The following is a 17,398-nucleotide window of genomic DNA, read 5'->3' on the forward strand; positions in this document are numbered from 1 at the left end:
GATCTAAATTTTCGCCAGCATGCCGATACCCAACGCAATCAGCGTCGCGCCGCCGATTCGCCGAAGCACACGCGCGCCGTTGCCCTGCGCGACGCGATCGGCTGCGAGCCTTGTCGCGAATGCGTAGAAAAGCATGACGGATAGCAGCACGCTTGCATCGATCAAAAGCAGCGCGGGCAACTGTCCGAGCATCGGCCTGTTCGTATCGAGCGCCTGCGGCAGCGCAGCGGCGAGAAAGCCTAGCGTGTTGGGATTCAAGCCGCTGACGAGCGCAGCTTCGACGACCACTGCATTCGTCGAACTCGCGTTCCTGATGACATCCGGGGCGAGACTGCTGCACCGTTTCAGGCTGCGCGGCATCATCAGTTTTAGCCCTAGAAAAACGAGGTAACTCGCGCCCGCGACCTGCATTACCGCTGCGAGCGCCGGCATGGAAACCAGCAGCGCACTGAGGCCGAGCATGACGGAAATGCCCAGCGCGAGGCGCGCCATCATCTGGCCGGCGAGTGTCGGCAGCGTCGATCCCGCGCCGTAGGCCGCTGTATTGCGAATGATGAGCATCGCGTTCGGCCCGGGCGTTGCGGTACACGCGAACGAGGCGACGGCGAACGACAACAGCGGATCGCTAGGCATCTCGACATCTCTCTCAAGCATTCACGATAGTCACCGGGCGGCGTGCGCGCTGCGGTGTTCCCATGCGTTGATTACTTAACGAGAGACGAATTTATTCCCGCGAAATTGAAGTTTCGGCGCAGCAGAGAAAAGGTCGGATGTTTTGGGATCTACACGCGAGAGCAATCGTCGATGGACGATAGCGGGCGCGCCACGTCTTCGAGCGATTTGCGCTCGGCCGCGACACCCCACACCGCCGCGACGACGCCCGCCACGATCATCAGCGCCGCGCCGATCAGATATCCCGCGTACAGTGCGCCGCGCTGATGCAGGTCGATCAGGCGGCCGAACAGCGCGGGTCCGAGCACGCCGCCGAGCGCGGTGCCGAACGCATAGAACACGGCAATGGCGAGCGCCCGTATTTCGAGCGGAAAGGTCTCGCTGACGGTCAGATAAGCCGAACTCGCCGCCGCCGATGCGAAGAAAAACACGACGGTCCATGCCAGCGTTTGCGTCGCCGTGGACAGCACGCCGATCTGAAAAAGATAGCCGCTGATGGCGAGCAGCGCGCCGGATACGCAGTACGTGAACGCGATCATCGTGCGCCGGCCGAAGACATCGAACAGCTTGCCAAGCAGGAGCGGTCCCAGAAAATTGCCCGCAGCAAACGGCAGCAGATACCAGCCGATATGGTCGCCCGGCACGCCGTAGAAATCGGTCAACACGAGCGCATAGGTGAAGAAGATGGCGTTGTAACAGAACGCCTGCGCGGTCATCAGCGTAAGACCGACGAGCGCGCGCGTGCGATGAACGCGGAACAGGGTATCGAATACTTCGCGCAGCGGCGTGAACGCGCGAGCGCGCAGACGCAGCGTCTTGACCGGCTCAGACGGCAGCACGATACCGCGCCGGGTGAATCGCGCCTCGATGTCTTCGACAATCCGGTGGGCTTCGTCGGCGCGATCGTGCGTCATCAGCCAGCGCGGACTTTCCGGTATCCATCGGCGCATCGGCAGGATCACGAGTCCGAGCGCCGCGCCGGTCAGAAAGCACGCGCGCCAGCCCCAGTCCGGCGGCAGAAGAGAAACGTCGAGCAGCAACAGCGACGCGCCCGCGCCCAGCGCCGCGCCGACCCAGAACGTGCCGTTGATCGCGAGGTCCGTCCAGCCGCGCACGCGCGCGGGCGTGAACTCCTGAATGGTCGAATTGATCGCGGTATATTCGCCGCCGATCCCCGCGCCCGTCAGAAAGCGAAACAGCACGAAACTCGCGAAATTCCACGATAACGCGGTCGCGGCGGTGGCCGTCAGATAGAGCGTCAGCGTGACGAAGAAAAGCCGCCGGCGTCCGAGCCGGTCCGTCAGCCAGCCGAAACCGAGCGCGCCGAGCACCGCGCCGCCGATATACGCGCTGCTCGCGAGACCGACATCGGCGTTCGAAAAATGCAGCAACGCGCTCGCTTTGAGCGCGCTCGCCACCGCGCCGCCGAGCGTGACTTCCAGCCCGTCGAGCAGCCAGGTAATGCCGAGCGCGAACACGATCAGCGTGTGAAACCGGCCCCACGGCAAACGATCGAGCCGCGAAGGCAGATTCGTTACGACGATTCGCGCCGGGTCCGCCAGCGGATCGCTCTTCCGGATTCCCGGCCCTTTCGTCGTTTCGCTCATTGCGTGGAGGGCCGGGAAAACCTGCGTGGCGGATAGTTTATTGCGTCATCTTGCCGGTCGATTTTCCACCGGATGCCGCGTCGGGCGCCATGCCTTTTTCGCGCTGCTGCATCAGTGTTTTGCCGTTGGCGTCGCCCTTGTTCGCGCCTTTGTCCGCGCCGCTCATCTTCGACGGACTCGTCGCGCCCGCGTCGGGCGCGGGCTGGTTGGAATTGGCAGTCTGAGCGAGCGCGCTGGTGGCAGCGGCGGCGCTCGCGATCAGCACGAACGTGCTGGCGATTCGGGTGATGGATGTCATGTTCGTCTCCGTTTGCACTGCGGACTCATGCGCAGCTTGAGGAAGACGTAGCATCCGCCGTGCCGTGTCGTGTTTCAGCGGGCCGGCGGCGGACCTTCGTGGCCGTCTCCGTGTTCAGGATGATTCGCGAGCGCCGTCAGGTCCTCGGCTAGGCTCGAACGAATGGTCGCGATGGCTTCATCCGGGTTGGCCGGATGCAGATAGGTCCGCGCAAGCGCGTCGTAGACGAAATGGCGCACCATCGGATCTTTTGTCTGCTTTAGTACGTCTCGGTAGATCGGCGTCATTTCGGCGGGGCGGCCGTTCAGATCGTAAAGACGCTGCAGATGTTCGAGATCGTTGATCACCGCGAAGCCGGGGCCCGGCGGCGGGAAGTCCATGAAAGGCGGCGGCTGATCGGCGGGCGGCATCGGCGCGCCTTGCGCGAACGCAGCATGCTCGCCGGTGACGAACATCAGGGCGGCGACGAGAGACAGAGAGAGTCGGTTCATGGGTCGGAGAGGAAAACTGCGGCGCGCAGTGGACGACCGACAATACCAAAAGGTTCACTGTTTCCGCATTGGCCCTGAATACCGTATTCCTCACGCAGTCTTACGAGGCGCAGCATTCAGTACTTGTCACGATGTCCGAAAACGTCCGATGCTGGTCCACATAGCGTCTGTCGAGAAGCTCGCCTCCGCGCTACGATGTGTCATCATTCATCGTTATATAGGGTAAAGGAAAAGATCATGGCTCTCAGCGCACTTATCGTCATCGACGTTCAGGAATCGTTCCGGCATCGCCCTTACTGGTCCGAAACAGACCTGTCGGCGTATATCGAAAAGCAGCAGGCGCTGATCGACGGCTGCGTTGCGGCGGGCGTGCCGGTCGTCCAGATCTTTCACGTCGAGGAAGAAGGCGATTTTTCTCTGGCGTCCGGTCACGTGCGAACGCTGGATGCGCTCTCTATCAAGCCCGACGTCACGTTCCACAAGCAATACCACAGCGCGCTGGCCGGCACGCCGCTCGCCGCTTGGCTCGTCGCGCGCGGGATCGGCCGCGTGATCGTGAGCGGCATCCGTACCGAGCAATGCTGCGAAACCACCACGCGCCACGCATCCGATAGCGGTTTCGAAGTCGATTACGTCAGCGAAGCCACGCTAACGTTCGCGATGACCCACCCGCGCAGCGGACGCGTCTACTCGCCGCAAGAGATTCGCGAGCGCTGCGAACTCGTGCTGGAAGGCCGCTTTGCCCGCATCGCGACGGTGGCCGAAGCGCTCGCCGCCGTGCGCGAGCCGGCCGTCGCCTGACGCGCAAATAATGGTCACGTCCAAAGCGCCGAGCGCCGCCGTACCGGTGTACTTCGTGATTCTGCCGAACGTGCTGATGCTCGATCTCGCCGGTCCCGCAGAAGCGCTGAGGCTCGCGTCGCAACTCGATCCGGCGGAGGCGGGCGGTCCGGTCACGCGGTTCGCACTTCGCTATGTCGGGCCGGTGGCCGAGGTGCAGACGTCGATCGGATTGACGCTCGGCGCGATTGAACCGTTGCCCGATTCGCTTCCGGCGGAAACGATCGTGGTGATCGTCGGTGTGAGTTCGCGTGTCGAAAAGCGTGCGCAGCGAGCATTCGATACCGCGTCCGATGCGGCCGTCGCGTGGCTGAAAAGCGTCGTCGCGCCGCACGGAAACCGCGTCATGTGCGTGTGTTCGGGCGCGCTGATCGCCGCGCGGGCGGGCTTGCTGGATGGCCGGCAATGCACGACGCATCACGCGTTGTGCGGCGCGCTTCAGACGCTCGCGCCCGCCGCGAAGGTGCTGGAGAACCGGCTCTACGTATCGGACGGCGCGGTGAGCACGAGCGCGGGCATCACGGCGGGCATCGACCTGATGTTGCAAATGCTCGCGGAACTCGCCGGTCCGCGCGCTGCGTGCGCGGTCGCGCGCGATATGGTGGTCTATATGCGGCGCGGCGGGGCCGATCCGCAACTGTCGCCGTGGATCACCGGCCGCAACCATCTGCATCCCGCGTTGCATCGCGTGCAGGACGCAATTGCCGCCGATCCGGCGCGTGACTGGGATGCGGACCAGATGGCGCGGATCGCCTGCAGCAGCACGCGGCATCTGGCGCGGCTTTTTCAGGAATATGCGGGCACGAGTCCGCTCGATTACCTGCACCAGTTGCGTGTCGCGATGGCGCGCGAACTGATCGCGCAGTCGTCGCTTGACATGGAAGCCGTCGCCGAGCGGGCCGGATTCGGGTCCGCGCGCCATATGCGGCGGATCTGGCGCAAGTACGACGCGTCGGCTCCGTCGAGCAGCCGTCGCGAAGAGATACAAAGCAGTCACTGAGGCCTGCCATCTCCGCACTTTCCCTATGTCACAATCATAACAAACATGGGATAAACTGATATTAATCTATCAGAAACTGTTGTGCGTTGCACAACGCGGAAGCCCTATGCTCGATGCTGCTTCGAAATCGGTGGTCGTATGGCCCGGCACCACGGCCTTGACGGTCGTCCATGACCGCAATCCCGGCGTTCCCCTCGATCTTTCGTGGATCGACACGTTGCGCGTAAATCAGTCGGCGGTCGGCCGGCGCGCCGCTACGCTCGGCACGCGCCGCGCGGTGAAAAAGGACGCGCAGGCGGCGTGGCTCTTAAAAGCGATTACGTGTATCGACCTGACGACGCTCAGCGGCGACGACACCACCGCGCGCGTCGAGCGGCTGTGCGCAAAGGCGCGCCGACCTGTGCGCGACGATCTTCTCGACGCGCTCGGTATGCCGCAAGGTTCGATCCGCACCGGCGCGGTTTGCGTGTATCACCGCTTCGTCGCGGCGGCGGTGGCCGCGCTAGAAGGCAGCGGCATCCCGGTCGCGGCGGTATCGACGGGATTTCCCGCCGGGCTGATTCCGCATCCGCTCAAGCTGCGCGAAATCGAGGCATCGGTTGCGGACGGCGCGGCGGAAATCGATATCGTCGTCACGCGCGAGCACGTTCTCACCGGCAACTGGCAAGCCCTTTACGACGAGATGCGCGACTTCCGCGCGGCGTGCGGCGACGCACACATCAAGGCGATTCTCGCTACCGGCGATATCCGCACGCTGTCGAATATCGCGAAGGCGTCGATGGTCTGCATGATGGCGGGCGCCGATTTCATCAAGACATCCACCGGCAAGGAAGGCGTGAACGCCACGCTCGATGTGTCGCTCGTCATGGTGCGGATGATCCGCGAATACTTCGAACGCACGGGCGTCGCGATCGGTTTCAAACCGGCGGGCGGTGTATCGACGGCCAAGACCGTGCTCGACTATCAGATCCTGATGAAGGAAGAACTCGGCCGTCAATGGCTGGAGCCGGACTTGTTCCGGATCGGCGCGTCGAGTTTGCTGGCGGATATCGAGCGCCAGCTCGAACACCATGTCAGCGGCCGATATTCGGCGTTCAACCGTCACCCCGTCGCGTGATTTCACGGCAGTGGACCGCGTTTCAAACGCGCGATGCGACCTAACCAGAAGCCCCCAATGAGCGTAGCTGAGTACTTCTCCTCGATGGAATACGGACCCGCACCGGAAGACGACCGCGCCGCGCGCGCATGGCTCGATGAACACGCAGGACACCTGGGCCATTTCATCGGCGGCGCGTTTCGCGATAGTGTGGACGGTGCCGACGATGCGCGGTTCGAGTCGCGCGAACCGGCGAGCGGCCGCTTGCTCGCGAGCATCGCGCAAGGCACGGTGGCCGATGTCGAGGCCGCCGTCGCCGCCGCAGAGAACGCGTTGGGACCTTGGCAAGCGCTGGGCGGCGCGGGCCGCGCGCGGCATCTGTATGCGCTCGCGCGCATGGTTCAGCGCCACAGCCGCTTGTTCGCGGTGCTCGAATCGCTAGACAACGGCAAGCCGATCCGCGAAACCCGCGATATCGATATACCGCTTGTGGCAAGGCACTTTTATCACCACGCGGGTTGGGCGCAGTTGCAGGACAGCGAGTTTCCGGACTGGGTTCCGCTCGGCGTGGTCGGGCAGATCGTGCCGTGGAATTTTCCGCTGCTGATGCTCGCATGGAAGATCGCGCCCGCGCTGGCGCTCGGCAATTGCGTCGTGTTGAAGCCGGCGGAATACACGCCGCTGACCGCGCTGTTATTCGCTGAACTCAGCGCACGCGCCGGTTTGCCACCGGGCGTGCTGAATGTCGTGACGGGCGATGGCCGCACGGGCGCCGCGCTCGTCGATCATCCACGCGTCGCGAAGATCGCGTTCACGGGATCGACGGAAGTCGGGCGGCAGATTCGCGTGGCGACCGCAGGCTCGGGCAAATCGCTGACGCTGGAACTCGGCGGTAAGTCGCCGTTCATCGTCTTCGACGACGCCGATCTCGACGGCGCGGTCGAAGGCGTGGTCGATGCGATCTGGTTCAATCAAGGGCAAGTGTGCTGTGCGGGTTCGCGTTTGCTCGTGCAGGAAGGCATCGAAGCGCGCTTTGTCGAGAAGCTGAAGCGCCGGATGGAGACGCTGCGGGTCGGCACGTCGCTCGACAAAGGCATCGATCTCGGCGCGATCGTCGATGACGTTCAGTTGCAGCGCATACGCACGCTCGTCGAACGCGGCGCGAGCGAAGGTTGTGAAATCTTCCAGCCGAAGTCGCTGCGCTTGCCCGAAGGCGGCGCGTTTTATCCGCCGACGCTCGTGACGAAAGTCGCGCCTGCATCGACGCTCGCGCAAGAGGAAATCTTCGGGCCGGTGCTCGTGACGATGAGCTTTCGCACGCCCGAGGAAGCGGTCGCGCTGGCGAATCATTCGCGCTACGGACTCGCCGCGAGCGTATGGAGCGAGACGATCGGGCGCGCGCTCGATATCGCGCCGCAACTGCAATGCGGCGTGGTGTGGATCAACGCGACCAATCTCTTCGACGCGGCGGTCGGCTTCGGCGGATATCGCGAGTCGGGCTTCGGGCGCGAAGGCGGACGTGAAGGCGTCTACGAATATCTGAAGCCGCGCGCGTGGACCAAGTTGGCTCTCCGCGACGAGTCCGCCATGACGCCCGCAGCGGATCGCGCACAAAACATGCAGAACGTCGGCGCGCTCGACCGGACGGCGAAGCTGTTCGTCAACGGCAAGCAGGCCCGCCCCGACAGCGGTTATTCGCGGCTCGTGTATGCGCCGTCGGGCGCGATCGTCGGCGAAGTGGGCGAGGGCAATCGCAAGGACATCCGCAATGCGGTCGCGGCGGCTCGTGGCGCGCAGAAGTGGTCGTCGGCGAGCACGCACAACCGCGCGCAAATCCTGTACTACCTCGCGGAAAATCTCTCCGCTCGTGCCGATGAATTCGCGCGGCAACTCGTCGCGCGGGCAGGATCGAGCGAAGCGGATGCGCGGCGCGAAGTGGACGCGGCGGTGACGCGCCTCTTCACCTACGGCGCATGGGCCGACAAGTTCGACGGCGCGGTGCATTCGCCGCCGTTGCGTGGCGTCGCGCTCGCGATGCACGAACCGCTCGGCGTCGCCGGCGTCGTGTGTTCGGACGAAGCGCCGCTGCTCGGATTCGTGTCGCTGGTCGCGCCGCTGCTCGCGATGGGAAATCGCGTGGTCGCCGTGCCGAGCGAGCGTTGCCCGCTGATGGCGACCGATTTCTATCAGGTCGTCGAGACGTCGGACGTGCCCGCAGGCGCGCTGAATATCGTCACCGGCGAGCGTCACTCGCTCGCGCAGACGCTCGCGCAACATGATGACGTCGATACGCTCTGGGCGTTCGGCGGCGCAAAAACAGCCGCGATGGCCGAGCGCGAATCGGTGGGCAATCTGAAGCGCACGTTCGTCGATCATGGTCGCGCGTTCGACTGGTACGCGGCATCGAGCGAAGGGTTGCCGTTCTTGCGGCAGGCGGTGCAGGTCAAGAATATCTGGATTCCCTACGGCGACTGAAGTGGGGAAACGTTGAGAGACTAATCGACGGGCGAAGACCTCGCGAACGAGGCGCGCCCTGAACGGAGGAGACACGATGCTGAAGAACATTGATCCGTTGTTGAACGCCGATATCCTGCACGCGCTCTGCGCGATGGGTCACGGCGACGAAGTGGTGATCTGCGATGCGAATTTCCCGGCCGATTCGGTCGCGCGCAAAACGGTGCTCGGCAAGGTGCTGCGGCTCGACGGCGTGAGTTCGCCGCGTGCGGTGCGCGCGGTGTTGTCGGTGATGCCGCTCGACTCGTTCGTCGATCACCCGGCGGAACGCATGGAAGTGGTCGGCGACGCGAACGCGCTGCCGGCCGTGCAGCAAGAAGCGCAACGCGAAGTGGACGCCGCCGAAGGGCGCGCCACGCCGCTCGCGTCGATCGAACGTTTTGCCTTCTACGAACGCGCCAAACAGGCGTATTGCGTGATCGCGACCGGCGAAGGGCGCGGCTATGGCTGCTTCATTTTCAAGAAGGGCGTCGAACTTGCGCCGGACGTCGCGGAGCAATCGGCATGAGCGCGCAGAGTGTCGTGATCCTCGGCATCTACGTGACGGATCTGACCTTTCGCGCGAGCCGCATGCCGCTGATCGGCGAGACGATCGCGGGCACGGCCTTCGCGATGGGACCGGGCGGCAAGGGCTCGAATCAGGCGGTCGCGGCGGCGCGCGCGGGCGCGGATGTCGTGTTCTGCACGCGTATCGGCGCGGACGCGTTCGGTGAGATCGCGCGCGCGACCTGGGCCACGGAAGGCATCACGGCGCGCGCCACGGTGACCGAAGGGTTATCGACGGGCGCGGCGCATATTTTCGTGGACGACGTGACGGGCGGCAACGCGATCATCGTCGCGGCGGGCGCGGCAGGCGCGCTCGTGCCGGCGGATGTCGATGCCATCGAGGCGGATATCGCCGATGCCGCTGTGTTCGTGACGCAACTCGAACAGCCGATTCCCGCCGCGCAGCGCGGGCTGGAACTCGCGGGCAAGCACGGCGTGACGACCGTGTTCAACCCGGCGCCCGCACTTCCGCTCGACGACGCGATCTATCCGCTCTGCGACTACATCACGCCGAACGAAACCGAGGCGACGGCGCTGACCGGCGTGTCGATCGCGTCCATCGACGACGCGCGCCGCGCCGCCGACGTGCTGATCGCGAAGGGCGCGCGCGCGGTGATCGTCACGTTGGGCGAGAGCGGCGCGCTGCTGCATTCGCCGGAACAATCGGTCCACGTACCTGCGTTCAACTGCGGCCGTGTCGTCGAGACGGCGGGCGCGGGCGACGGCTTCACCGGCGGATTCGCCGCCGCGCTCGCACGTGGAGAAACACCGCTCGACGCCGTGCGCTTCGGCTGCGCACTCGCGAGCCTGTCGGTCACGCGTCCGGGCACCGCACCGTCGATGCCGTCGCGCGCCGAGGCCGAAGCCGTGCTCGCGGCACACGCAGCACCCGGCGATCCGGTTGCGCATGCCACCTGAGGGCCACGAGATGAAAGCATCGAAGTGGTTCGCGGATCGGCAACTCAACTTTTTGGTAGGCGTGAATCTGCTGGTCGTGATCGTCGCGACGTGGCTGTCGAGCGGCCAGTTCGTCGATATCGACAATCTGCAATCAATGGGCAGCCAGTTGCCCGAACTCGGACTGCTCGCGCTCGGCATCATGCTCTCGATGATTTCGGGCAACGGCGGCATCGACCTGTCGGGCGTCGGACTCGCGAATCTTTCCGGCATGGTGGCGGCGCTCGTGATGCCGCAATTGCTCGTCGCCGACGATTCGCCTGCGTTGTATACGGCGGGCTTCATCGCTATTGTCGTGTTGATGGGGATGATCGGCGGCGTGCTGAACGGCGTCGTGATCGCGCGTCTCAGGCTCACGCCCATTCTGTGTACGCTCGGGACGTCGCTCCTGTTCACGGGCATCGCGGTGGTGTTGAGCAACGGTGCGTCGGTGCGCGTCGAATACGTGGATGCGTTGTCGAACATCGGTAACGGCACTTTCCTGCAAGTGCCCATTTCGCTGTGGATCTTCCTCGCGGCGGTGATCGTGCTCGGCTGGATCATGAAACGCACGCCGTTCGGACTGCGCCTCTTCCTGATGGGCACGAACCCGAAAGCCGCGTTTTACGCGGGCATTCCGCGCGCCCGCATGTTGATCGTGACTTACGGCATGTGCGGCGTGCTCGCATCGCTCGCGGGTCTTATCAGCGCGACGCATACGTCGAGCGCCAAGTGGGATTACGGGAATTCCTATCTGCTGATCGCAATCCTGATCGCGGTGATGGGCGGCGTGAATCCGGCGGGCGGATACGGGCGCATCGTGTGCGTGTTCCTCGCGGCGACGGTGCTGCAATTCCTGTCGAGCCTCTTCAATCTGCTGGGCGTCTCGCAGTTTTTCGGCGATTGCGCGTGGGGCTTTCTGCTGCTCGCCTCGCTCGCTTTCGCGGGCGGCGATCGCACCCGAAAGATCTTCGGCCTCGGCGGCGCCGCGCCTACGACAAAGACACCAACGCCGCCCGCATCGACGGGACGCTAGCTCCAATTCTCATGTGCAGCACATTCAAACCATAACGGAGACATCGCATGAAACTGACTCGACTCGGCACCGCGCTCACCGCGTTCGCACTCGCCGCCGGCACGCTGGCCGTTGCGCACGCGGCCACCAATGAAACCATCGTCACGGTGGTCAAGGTGACCGGTATCAACTGGTTCAACCGCATGGACGACGGCGTGAAGGAGTTCGGCAAGGAGACGCCGGGCGTGACCGTGTATCAGACCGGTCCGGGTCGTGCCGATGCGGCGCAGCAACTCAAGATCATCGAGGATCTGATCGCGAAGAAAGTGACGGCGATCGCGGTGGTTCCTTATGATCCGCCGACGCTCGAACCGGCGCTCAAGAAGGCAATGGATCGCGGTATCAAGGTCGTGACGCACGAGGCCGACAACGCGAAGAACACGATGGTGGATATCGAGGCGTTCGACAACACGGCGTATGGCGCAGGGTTGAACGAGCGTCTTGCGAAGTGCATGGGCTCGCAGGGCAAGTGGGCGGTGCTCGTGGGTTCGCTCGGCAGCCGCTCGCAGGTGCAGTGGGCCGACGGCGGGATCGGCAATGCGAAGCAGAAGTATCCGAAGATGGATCTTGTCGAGCCGAAGCTCGAAACGAATAACGACGGTGAGCGCGCCTATCAGGTGGCGAAGGAAGTGCTGCGCAAGCACCCGGACCTGACGGGATTTCAAGGGTCGTCGTCGCTCGACGTGATCGGCATCGGGCGCGCGGTGGAAGAAGCGGGCAAGATCGGCAAGATCTGCGTGTATGGCACGGGCCTGCCGACGGAAGCGGGCAAGTTCCTCGAAAGCGGCGCGGTCAACGGCATTGCGTTCTGGGACCCGAAGCTCGCGGGCATCGCAATGAACAAGGTGGCGAAGATGCTGATCGACGGGAAGACGGTCGAGAACGGCGCGGATCTCGGCATTCCCGGCTACACCAAGGTGACGGTGAGCAAGGGTCCGGGCAAGGGCGTGATCGTGCGCGGCACCGGCTGGGTGGACGTCGACAAGACGAACTACAAGCAGTATCCGTTCTGACCAGTGAGACACGGCGCGCGTCGTCCGGCGCGCGCCGTGCTTGAAGTCAAGCAGTCAAGGGCCATGATGAATTCAGCACCGCTTCTCGAAGTCGTCGATATCCACAAGCGTTTTACCGGCGTGTACGCGCTGCGCGGCGTGAGCCTGTCGTTCGCGCGCGGGCAGATCTATCACCTGCTCGGCGAAAACGGCTGCGGCAAGAGCACGCTCATCAAGATCATCTCCGGCGCGCAGCCGCCGGATCAGGGCGAACTCGTGATCGAGGGCGCGCGTCATGCGCGGCTGTCGCCGCTCGAAGCGTTATCGGCGGGGATTGAAACGGTTTATCAGGACCTGTCGCTCTTGCCGAACATGAGCGTGGCCGAGAACGTCGGCTTGACCGTCGAACTCGCGGCACACGGCGGCCGGCTTGCGCGCACCTTCGACCGGCGCGCTTTGGCGCGCAACGCGGCGCGTGCGCTCGAAGCGGTGGGCCTGCCTGGCGAAGCGGATTTTCAGGCGACGCTCATCGAACAATTGCCGATCGCGACGCGTCAGCTCGTCGCGATCGCGCGGGCCATCGCGAGCGAAGCGAAGTTCGTCATCATGGATGAACCCACCACCTCGCTCACGCAAAAGGAAGTGGACAACCTCATTGCCGTGCTCGCGAAACTGCGCGCGGACGGCGTCGCGGTGCTGTTCGTGAGCCACAAGCTCGACGAATGTTATGCCATCGGCGGCGAAGTGATCGTGCTGCGCGACGGCCAGAAAATGGCGCAAGGGCCGATCGAGAATTACACGAAGGCGCAGATCAGCGAACTGATGACGGGCAAGCATTTGTCGACGGAACGCTACCGTGCCGGGCAGCAGGCGCAGGCCGGCATCGAACGTGAAATCGTGCTCGACGTAAAGGCGCTGGGACGCAAAGGTCAATTTGCCGATGTCTCGTTCTCGCTCTATCGCGGCGAGATTCTCGGCGTGACCGGTTTGCTCGATTCGGGACGCAACGAACTCGCTCGCGCGCTCGCGGGCGTAGCGCCCGCCGACAGCGGCACGGTGACGCTCGACGGCATGCGCGCGCGCCTCCATTCACCAAGCGACGCGAAGCTGCAACGGATCGGCTATGTGCCGGAAGACCGCTTAAACGAAGGCCTTTTCCTCGATAAACCGATCCGCGACAACGTCATCACCGCGATGATTTCGAGCTTGCGCGACCGCTTCGGCCAGATCGATCGCAAGCGCGCGCACGAACTCGCGGAGCGCACGGTCAGGGAGTTGCAGATCGCGACGCCCGATATCGACAAGCCGGTGCAGTCGCTGTCCGGCGGCAACCAGCAGCGGGTTTTAATCGGGCGCTGGCTCGCCATCGACCCGCGCGTTCTGATTTTGCATGGACCTACGGTGGGCGTGGACGTGGGGTCGAAGGACATCATTTACCGCATCATGCAGCGGCTGTCGGGCGAAGGCATCGGCATCATTCTGATTAGCGACGACTTGCCCGAACTGCTGCAAAACTGCGACCGTATCCTGATGATGAAGAAAGGCCGCATCGCCGACGAATATCGCGCCGAAGGCATGGCGGAAGCCGATCTTTATCACGCACTACTTTCCGAGGCAGCATGAGCGAGTCGATTCATCGCGTGTCGCAACCGACACTGAACGCGGGCCCCAAGGACATCGCGCCGCGCGTGCGGCCATTGACGTGGTACGCGCGGCTGATGCGCAATCCCGAGTGGTTCACGGTCGCGCTGATCGCGGTGACGTGTCTCGTGGTCGGCACGCTGAACCCGCGCTTCTTCCAGTTCGCGACGCTCTTCGATCTGCTGCATTCCGGCACGACCGTTTCGCTGTTCGCGCTGGGTACGCTCGTCGTGCTCGCGTCGGGCGGGATCGACGTGTCGTTCACGGCCATTGCCGCGCTCACGATGTACTCGCTCACCAAAGCGGTTTTCGCGTGGTGGCCGGACGCGCCGTTCGCGCTGATCCTGCTTGCGGGCGCCGTGGGCGGCGTCGTGCTCGGGATCGTCAACGGCATGCTTGTGCATCGGCTGAAGGCGCCTTCGCTGATCGTGACGATCGGCACGCAGTATCTGTATCGCGGTCTGCTGCTGACCTTCGTCGGCACACAGTTCTTCATGAACATTCCGCACAGCATGGACAATTTCGGCCGCCTGCCGCTGTTTTTCTATCACACGGCCGACGGCCTGCGCGCGGTTCTGCCGGTCTCCGTGATCGCGCTCGTGGTCGCCGCGATCGTGACCTGGTGGCTGCTCAACCGCACGATGATGGGACGCGGCGTCTACGCGATGGGCGGCAGCCTGCCGATCGCCGAGCGCCTCGGCTACAACCTGCGCGCGATCCATCTGTTCGTGTTCGGCTACACGGGCATGCTCGCCGGTATCGCGGGCATCCTGCACGTATCGACGAACCGTCTCGCGAATCCGTTCGATCTGGTCGGCACCGAACTCGACGTGATCGCGGCCGTGATTCTCGGCGGCGCGCGCATCACGGGCGGGACGGGAACGGTGGCCGGGACGCTGCTCGGCGTCGTGCTGGTCACGCTCATCAACAGCGTGCTGATTCTGGTGGGCGTGCCGAGCACCTGGCAGAAGGTGATTATCGGCGCGTTTATCCTGATCGCCGGGACGCTGTTCGCGCTCGGACGGCGCGGTTGAAATGGCGGTTGAATAAGCGGCCGTAGCCGCTTATTTCGCGGCGCGCGGTTGCGCGCCTTTTTCCGTCAGGATCGAATCGAAGTCGCTCATTTGCGAGAAACGGACGGCCTTCACCTTGCCGAACTTGCTTTCGTCCACCACGAGATGCCGCTCGACGGCGCTTGCCATCGCCGCTTGCTTGATGGCGACCTCGTGAAAATTCCAGCAGGTCACGCCGCGCATTTCGTCGACGCCGCCCGCCGACATGAACGCCTTGTTGATGCCCATGCGCCGCAACGTCTCCACGCTCTCATCGCTTGCAAACGAATCCGACGACGGCACATACACGCCGCCGAGCAAAATCATGCGCACGTTCGGCTTGCGCCGCAAAATCTCGGCGACGTTCAGCGAATAGCACACGACGGTGAGATGCATCTCGGCCGGAATTTGCCGCACGAGCGTGGTGAGCGTCGTGCCGCAATCGACGAAGATAGTCTCGCTGTCCACCAAAAGACGCGCGGCCGCATTCGATGCGTCGGCTTTCGCCTGCGCGAAATGGTCCTTTTCTTCCTCGATGGTGTAGCCCGCGGCGTTGGGCACGTCGGCGGCGCTCACGATATAGCCGCCCAGGTAGGTGAACTGGCCGGGGCTCGCGCCAATGTCGCGCCGCACGGTCATTTCCGATACGCCGAGTAGCGCGGCGGCGTCGCGCAAGCGCATGACGCTCTGCTTTTCGAGTGCGCTCGCGAGCAATTGAAGGCGGTCGTTTTTTGCCATCACAGGGGCTCAGCGCGCTGGCAATCGGCCATGCCGCACGCGTTGTTAGATTTTAGTCGGGCGATGGAAGAATTATAACAATCCTGACACGCGATTCGGCGCAAAGCCACGTCATTACGGGGTTTATCCCAACGGCCTCGGAGCTAATCGAAGCCGAAGCGAAATCCTCGGTGCGTTTTCGAACCGATTATTTGGGCTTGTTATGCGAACGTGCACGCCTTGAAGGCAAATTGAAAAAAGCACGGCGTAGCATGGGCGACGATTAACGTGCGGCGTCCCCAACAATAATCGAATGAGAATGGCACTATGAGCACGACTTATTTTCATGTTTCACCGGTGCCATTGACGCCGGGTTTTATCGTGCATGCGGGAAATCATGGGCTGGTAATCAATACGTATCGGCATTTCACCGCAGACGCCGTGAATGGCTGGCGTCTCGCCACCGAACTCGTTCTCGAAAATTTCCGGCTTCAGCATGCCGCCGATAAACCGAGCCGCTTTGAAAGCGCCTTCGCGTTTCTTTCCGAAGCCGACGCCCGTGCGCGGGCATCGGCTTTTGCGGTTGCATCGCGTGTGTACGAGGTGGAATTCGTGCATCCGGCCGATCCGCATCACGTCGGCAGCTTCGATCTTTACGCGGCGCTGGTCAAATCGGAACCGAATCGCGCTTTTCTGCCCAAGGCGCAAGAACTTTCGCGCGATTACTGGACCGGCGTGCCGCATGGAATTCGCGAAATAATGACGACATCCGATTTGCGGGTACTCCGGCCGGTCTGATTGGCGAACGATTATTTAAACGGATCCGCGCGATCGATGGCCGTAATGCGATTGCGGCCATTTTCTTTTGCGTTATACAACTGCGCATCGACCAGATTAATGAAACCGATTGCATCGGTCCGATGCGCCGGGATAATCGTGCCGACGCCGAAACTCGCGGTCGCCAATTGCCGATGCGGCGAGCGCTCGTGGGCAATCTGTTTCGACGCGATCGATTCACGGCATCGCTCGGCGATTTTAAGCGCGTCGCGGGCATTCGTATCCGGCAAAACCAGAACGAATTCCTCGCCGCCAAAACGGCCGAGAAAATCGCCGGGACGGATTGCTTCGCCGAGCGCCGCGGCAATGCGTTTCAGGCATTCGTCGCCTTGAACGTGACCGTAGTAATCGTTGTATGACTTGAAGAAATCGATGTCCATCATGATGAGCGAAAGCGGCGTCCGCGCGGCGAGTGCCGTGTCCCATTCGTGCTTCATCACCAGGTCGAATTTACGGCGGTTTGACGCACCGGTCAGGCCGTCCTTGAAGGACAGGTCTTCGAGTTCCTTTTGCAGTTTCGCAACTTGCTCTTCGGTCTTTTTCCGCTCGCTGATGTCGAACATGAAGCCGATCAGCGATTCCACTTCGCCGTGTTCGTTGCGCACGACATGAACGACATCGCGCAGCCACACGTAGCCGCCGCTTTGCGTGAGCGCGCGGTAGTCTGCCTCGTGATCCGAGCCCGCCGTCGATTGCGCGACGCAAAACTCGACCACCTTCGCGCGGTCGTCCGGATGCATGCGCTCGGCCCAGTCGGTGACGCTCTTCCAGCTCGACGGCGGCCAGCCCAGCAGCGCTTCGATCTGCGGACCGATATATTCGAACTGCATCGTGCGCCAGTCGATCTTCCACGGAATCGCGCGCGTCGATTCGAGCAGCGTCCGGTAGACCGCGTGGTCGTGCGCGATGCCGCGCTCCGCCGCGTGGGCGCGTCCCGTCTCGTCATGGCGCAGAAATTCCGCGCCAAGTACCGCTTCGCCTGCATCGCTGCTATTCATGCCGCCGTGTCCTTTTATTGTTCGCGTTCGGTCTAGCGCCGCGCACGGGCGCTTCTCCGACGTGATTACGGCCTCGCGCGCCGTTT

The 17,398-nt window shown here is 63.4% G+C and carries 17 protein-coding genes; 11 read left to right on the forward strand and 6 right to left on the reverse strand.

From position 1 onward, the window contains the following. Positions 1-3 precede the first annotated feature (3 nt). The 4 genes from AC3D25_RS23060 to AC3D25_RS23075 all read right to left on the reverse strand — a co-directional run bounded on the left by AC3D25_RS23060 (position 4) and on the right by AC3D25_RS23075 (position 3,068). Complete coding sequence (locus AC3D25_RS23060; protein ID WP_488890789.1) at positions 4-633, reverse strand: LysE family translocator; 630 nt, start codon at positions 631-633, stop codon at positions 4-6. Between the two features lie 149 nt (positions 634-782). After that, the gene (locus AC3D25_RS23065; protein ID WP_488890790.1) at positions 783-2,279 is read right to left on the reverse strand and encodes an MFS transporter; all 1,497 of its coding nucleotides are present in this window, start codon (positions 2,277-2,279) and stop codon (positions 783-785) included. Between the two features lie 37 nt (positions 2,280-2,316). Next, a complete protein-coding gene (locus AC3D25_RS23070; RefSeq protein WP_488890791.1) occupies positions 2,317-2,577 on the reverse strand; it encodes a hypothetical protein in 261 nt (86 codons plus the stop codon). Between the two features lie 74 nt (positions 2,578-2,651). Next, positions 2,652-3,068: a hypothetical protein gene (locus AC3D25_RS23075; protein WP_488890792.1), complete on the reverse strand. Its 417-nt coding sequence runs from the start codon at positions 3,066-3,068 to the stop codon at positions 2,652-2,654. Between the two features lie 237 nt (positions 3,069-3,305). Between AC3D25_RS23075 and AC3D25_RS23080 the strand changes: the two genes are divergently transcribed. From AC3D25_RS23080 to AC3D25_RS23125, 10 genes are all read left to right on the forward strand, one after another. After that, positions 3,306-3,869, forward strand: a complete 564-nt coding sequence (locus tag AC3D25_RS23080; RefSeq protein ID WP_488890793.1) for a cysteine hydrolase family protein — start codon at positions 3,306-3,308, stop codon at positions 3,867-3,869. A 10-nt stretch (positions 3,870-3,879) separates the two neighbouring features. Continuing rightward, on the forward strand, positions 3,880-4,908 hold the full coding sequence (locus tag AC3D25_RS23085; protein WP_488890794.1) for a GlxA family transcriptional regulator: 1,029 nt from the start codon (positions 3,880-3,882) through the stop codon (positions 4,906-4,908). Between the two features lie 106 nt (positions 4,909-5,014). Next, a complete protein-coding gene (deoC, locus tag AC3D25_RS23090; protein ID WP_488890795.1) occupies positions 5,015-6,025 on the forward strand; it encodes a deoxyribose-phosphate aldolase in 1,011 nt (336 codons plus the stop codon). Between the two features lie 57 nt (positions 6,026-6,082). Further along, the gene (locus AC3D25_RS23095) at positions 6,083-8,479 is read left to right on the forward strand and encodes an aldehyde dehydrogenase family protein (RefSeq protein ID WP_488890796.1); all 2,397 of its coding nucleotides are present in this window, start codon (positions 6,083-6,085) and stop codon (positions 8,477-8,479) included. Between the two features lie 76 nt (positions 8,480-8,555). Next, positions 8,556-9,026 carry an RbsD/FucU family protein gene (locus tag AC3D25_RS23100; RefSeq protein ID WP_488890797.1) on the forward strand — a complete coding sequence of 157 codons (471 nt, stop codon included), beginning with the start codon at positions 8,556-8,558 and terminating at the stop codon, positions 9,024-9,026. Continuing rightward, a complete protein-coding gene (gene rbsK / locus AC3D25_RS23105; RefSeq protein ID WP_488890798.1) occupies positions 9,023-9,982 on the forward strand; it encodes a ribokinase in 960 nt (319 codons plus the stop codon). Before AC3D25_RS23100 ends, rbsK begins: the two co-directional genes overlap by 4 nt. Before the next feature lie 10 nt (positions 9,983-9,992). After that, positions 9,993-11,036: an ABC transporter permease gene (locus AC3D25_RS23110; protein WP_488890799.1), complete on the forward strand. Its 1,044-nt coding sequence runs from the start codon at positions 9,993-9,995 to the stop codon at positions 11,034-11,036. A 47-nt stretch (positions 11,037-11,083) separates the two neighbouring features. Next, a complete protein-coding gene (locus tag AC3D25_RS23115; RefSeq protein ID WP_488890800.1) occupies positions 11,084-12,088 on the forward strand; it encodes an autoinducer 2 ABC transporter substrate-binding protein in 1,005 nt (334 codons plus the stop codon). A gap of 63 nt (positions 12,089-12,151) precedes the next feature. Further along, positions 12,152-13,690, forward strand: coding sequence for a sugar ABC transporter ATP-binding protein (locus AC3D25_RS23120; protein WP_488890801.1), 1,539 nt, complete (start codon positions 12,152-12,154; stop codon positions 13,688-13,690). Then, a complete protein-coding gene (locus AC3D25_RS23125; RefSeq protein ID WP_488890802.1) occupies positions 13,687-14,742 on the forward strand; it encodes an ABC transporter permease in 1,056 nt (351 codons plus the stop codon). The genes AC3D25_RS23120 and AC3D25_RS23125 overlap by 4 nt, the downstream gene beginning before the upstream one ends. Positions 14,743-14,772: 30 nt before the next feature. On the opposite strand, the gene AC3D25_RS23130 is transcribed toward AC3D25_RS23125, so the two are convergent. Continuing rightward, positions 14,773-15,498 carry a DeoR family transcriptional regulator gene (locus tag AC3D25_RS23130; protein ID WP_488890803.1) on the reverse strand — a complete coding sequence of 242 codons (726 nt, stop codon included), beginning with the start codon at positions 15,496-15,498 and terminating at the stop codon, positions 14,773-14,775. A gap of 306 nt (positions 15,499-15,804) precedes the next feature. On the opposite strand from AC3D25_RS23130, the gene AC3D25_RS23135 reads away from it, so the two are divergent. Further along, positions 15,805-16,275, forward strand: a complete 471-nt coding sequence (locus AC3D25_RS23135) for a hypothetical protein (protein WP_488890804.1) — start codon at positions 15,805-15,807, stop codon at positions 16,273-16,275. Positions 16,276-16,286: 11 nt separating this feature from the next. Here AC3D25_RS23135 and AC3D25_RS23140 read toward each other — a convergent pair whose 3' ends face one another. Beyond that, positions 16,287-17,312 (reverse strand): sensor domain-containing diguanylate cyclase, encoded by a 1,026-nt coding sequence (locus tag AC3D25_RS23140; RefSeq protein WP_488890805.1) that lies wholly within the window; start codon positions 17,310-17,312, stop codon positions 16,287-16,289. Between the last annotated feature and the right edge of the window lie 86 nt (positions 17,313-17,398).

This window comes from Caballeronia sp. SL1002, from assembly GCF_057814995.1.

What these genes read in the sequence shown, in the direction of transcription:
- AC3D25_RS23110 (WP_488890799.1), top strand. Translation starts at nt 9,993, where the DNA reads ATGAAAGCATCGAAGTGGTTCGCGGATCGGCAACTCAACTTTTTGGTA.
- AC3D25_RS23085 (WP_488890794.1), top strand. Translation starts at nt 3,880, where the DNA reads ATGGTCACGTCCAAAGCGCCGAGCGCCGCCGTACCGGTGTACTTCGTG.
- AC3D25_RS23070 (WP_488890791.1), bottom strand. Translation starts at nt 2,577, where the DNA reads ATGACATCCATCACCCGAATCGCCAGCACGTTCGTGCTGATCGCGAGC.
- AC3D25_RS23065 (WP_488890790.1), bottom strand. Translation starts at nt 2,279, where the DNA reads ATGAGCGAAACGACGAAAGGGCCGGGAATCCGGAAGAGCGATCCGCTG.
- AC3D25_RS23135 (WP_488890804.1), top strand. Translation starts at nt 15,805, where the DNA reads ATGAGCACGACTTATTTTCATGTTTCACCGGTGCCATTGACGCCGGGT.
- AC3D25_RS23095 (WP_488890796.1), top strand. Translation starts at nt 6,083, where the DNA reads ATGAGCGTAGCTGAGTACTTCTCCTCGATGGAATACGGACCCGCACCG.
- deoC (WP_488890795.1), top strand. Translation starts at nt 5,015, where the DNA reads ATGCTCGATGCTGCTTCGAAATCGGTGGTCGTATGGCCCGGCACCACG.
- AC3D25_RS23060 (WP_488890789.1), bottom strand. Translation starts at nt 633, where the DNA reads ATGCCTAGCGATCCGCTGTTGTCGTTCGCCGTCGCCTCGTTCGCGTGT.
- AC3D25_RS23130 (WP_488890803.1), bottom strand. Translation starts at nt 15,498, where the DNA reads ATGGCAAAAAACGACCGCCTTCAATTGCTCGCGAGCGCACTCGAAAAG.
- AC3D25_RS23100 (WP_488890797.1), top strand. Translation starts at nt 8,556, where the DNA reads ATGCTGAAGAACATTGATCCGTTGTTGAACGCCGATATCCTGCACGCG.
- AC3D25_RS23075 (WP_488890792.1), bottom strand. Translation starts at nt 3,068, where the DNA reads ATGAACCGACTCTCTCTGTCTCTCGTCGCCGCCCTGATGTTCGTCACC.
- AC3D25_RS23140 (WP_488890805.1), bottom strand. Translation starts at nt 17,312, where the DNA reads ATGAATAGCAGCGATGCAGGCGAAGCGGTACTTGGCGCGGAATTTCTG.
- AC3D25_RS23120 (WP_488890801.1), top strand. Translation starts at nt 12,152, where the DNA reads ATGATGAATTCAGCACCGCTTCTCGAAGTCGTCGATATCCACAAGCGT.
- AC3D25_RS23125 (WP_488890802.1), top strand. Translation starts at nt 13,687, where the DNA reads ATGAGCGAGTCGATTCATCGCGTGTCGCAACCGACACTGAACGCGGGC.
- AC3D25_RS23115 (WP_488890800.1), top strand. Translation starts at nt 11,084, where the DNA reads ATGAAACTGACTCGACTCGGCACCGCGCTCACCGCGTTCGCACTCGCC.
- rbsK (WP_488890798.1), top strand. Translation starts at nt 9,023, where the DNA reads ATGAGCGCGCAGAGTGTCGTGATCCTCGGCATCTACGTGACGGATCTG.
- AC3D25_RS23080 (WP_488890793.1), top strand. Translation starts at nt 3,306, where the DNA reads ATGGCTCTCAGCGCACTTATCGTCATCGACGTTCAGGAATCGTTCCGG.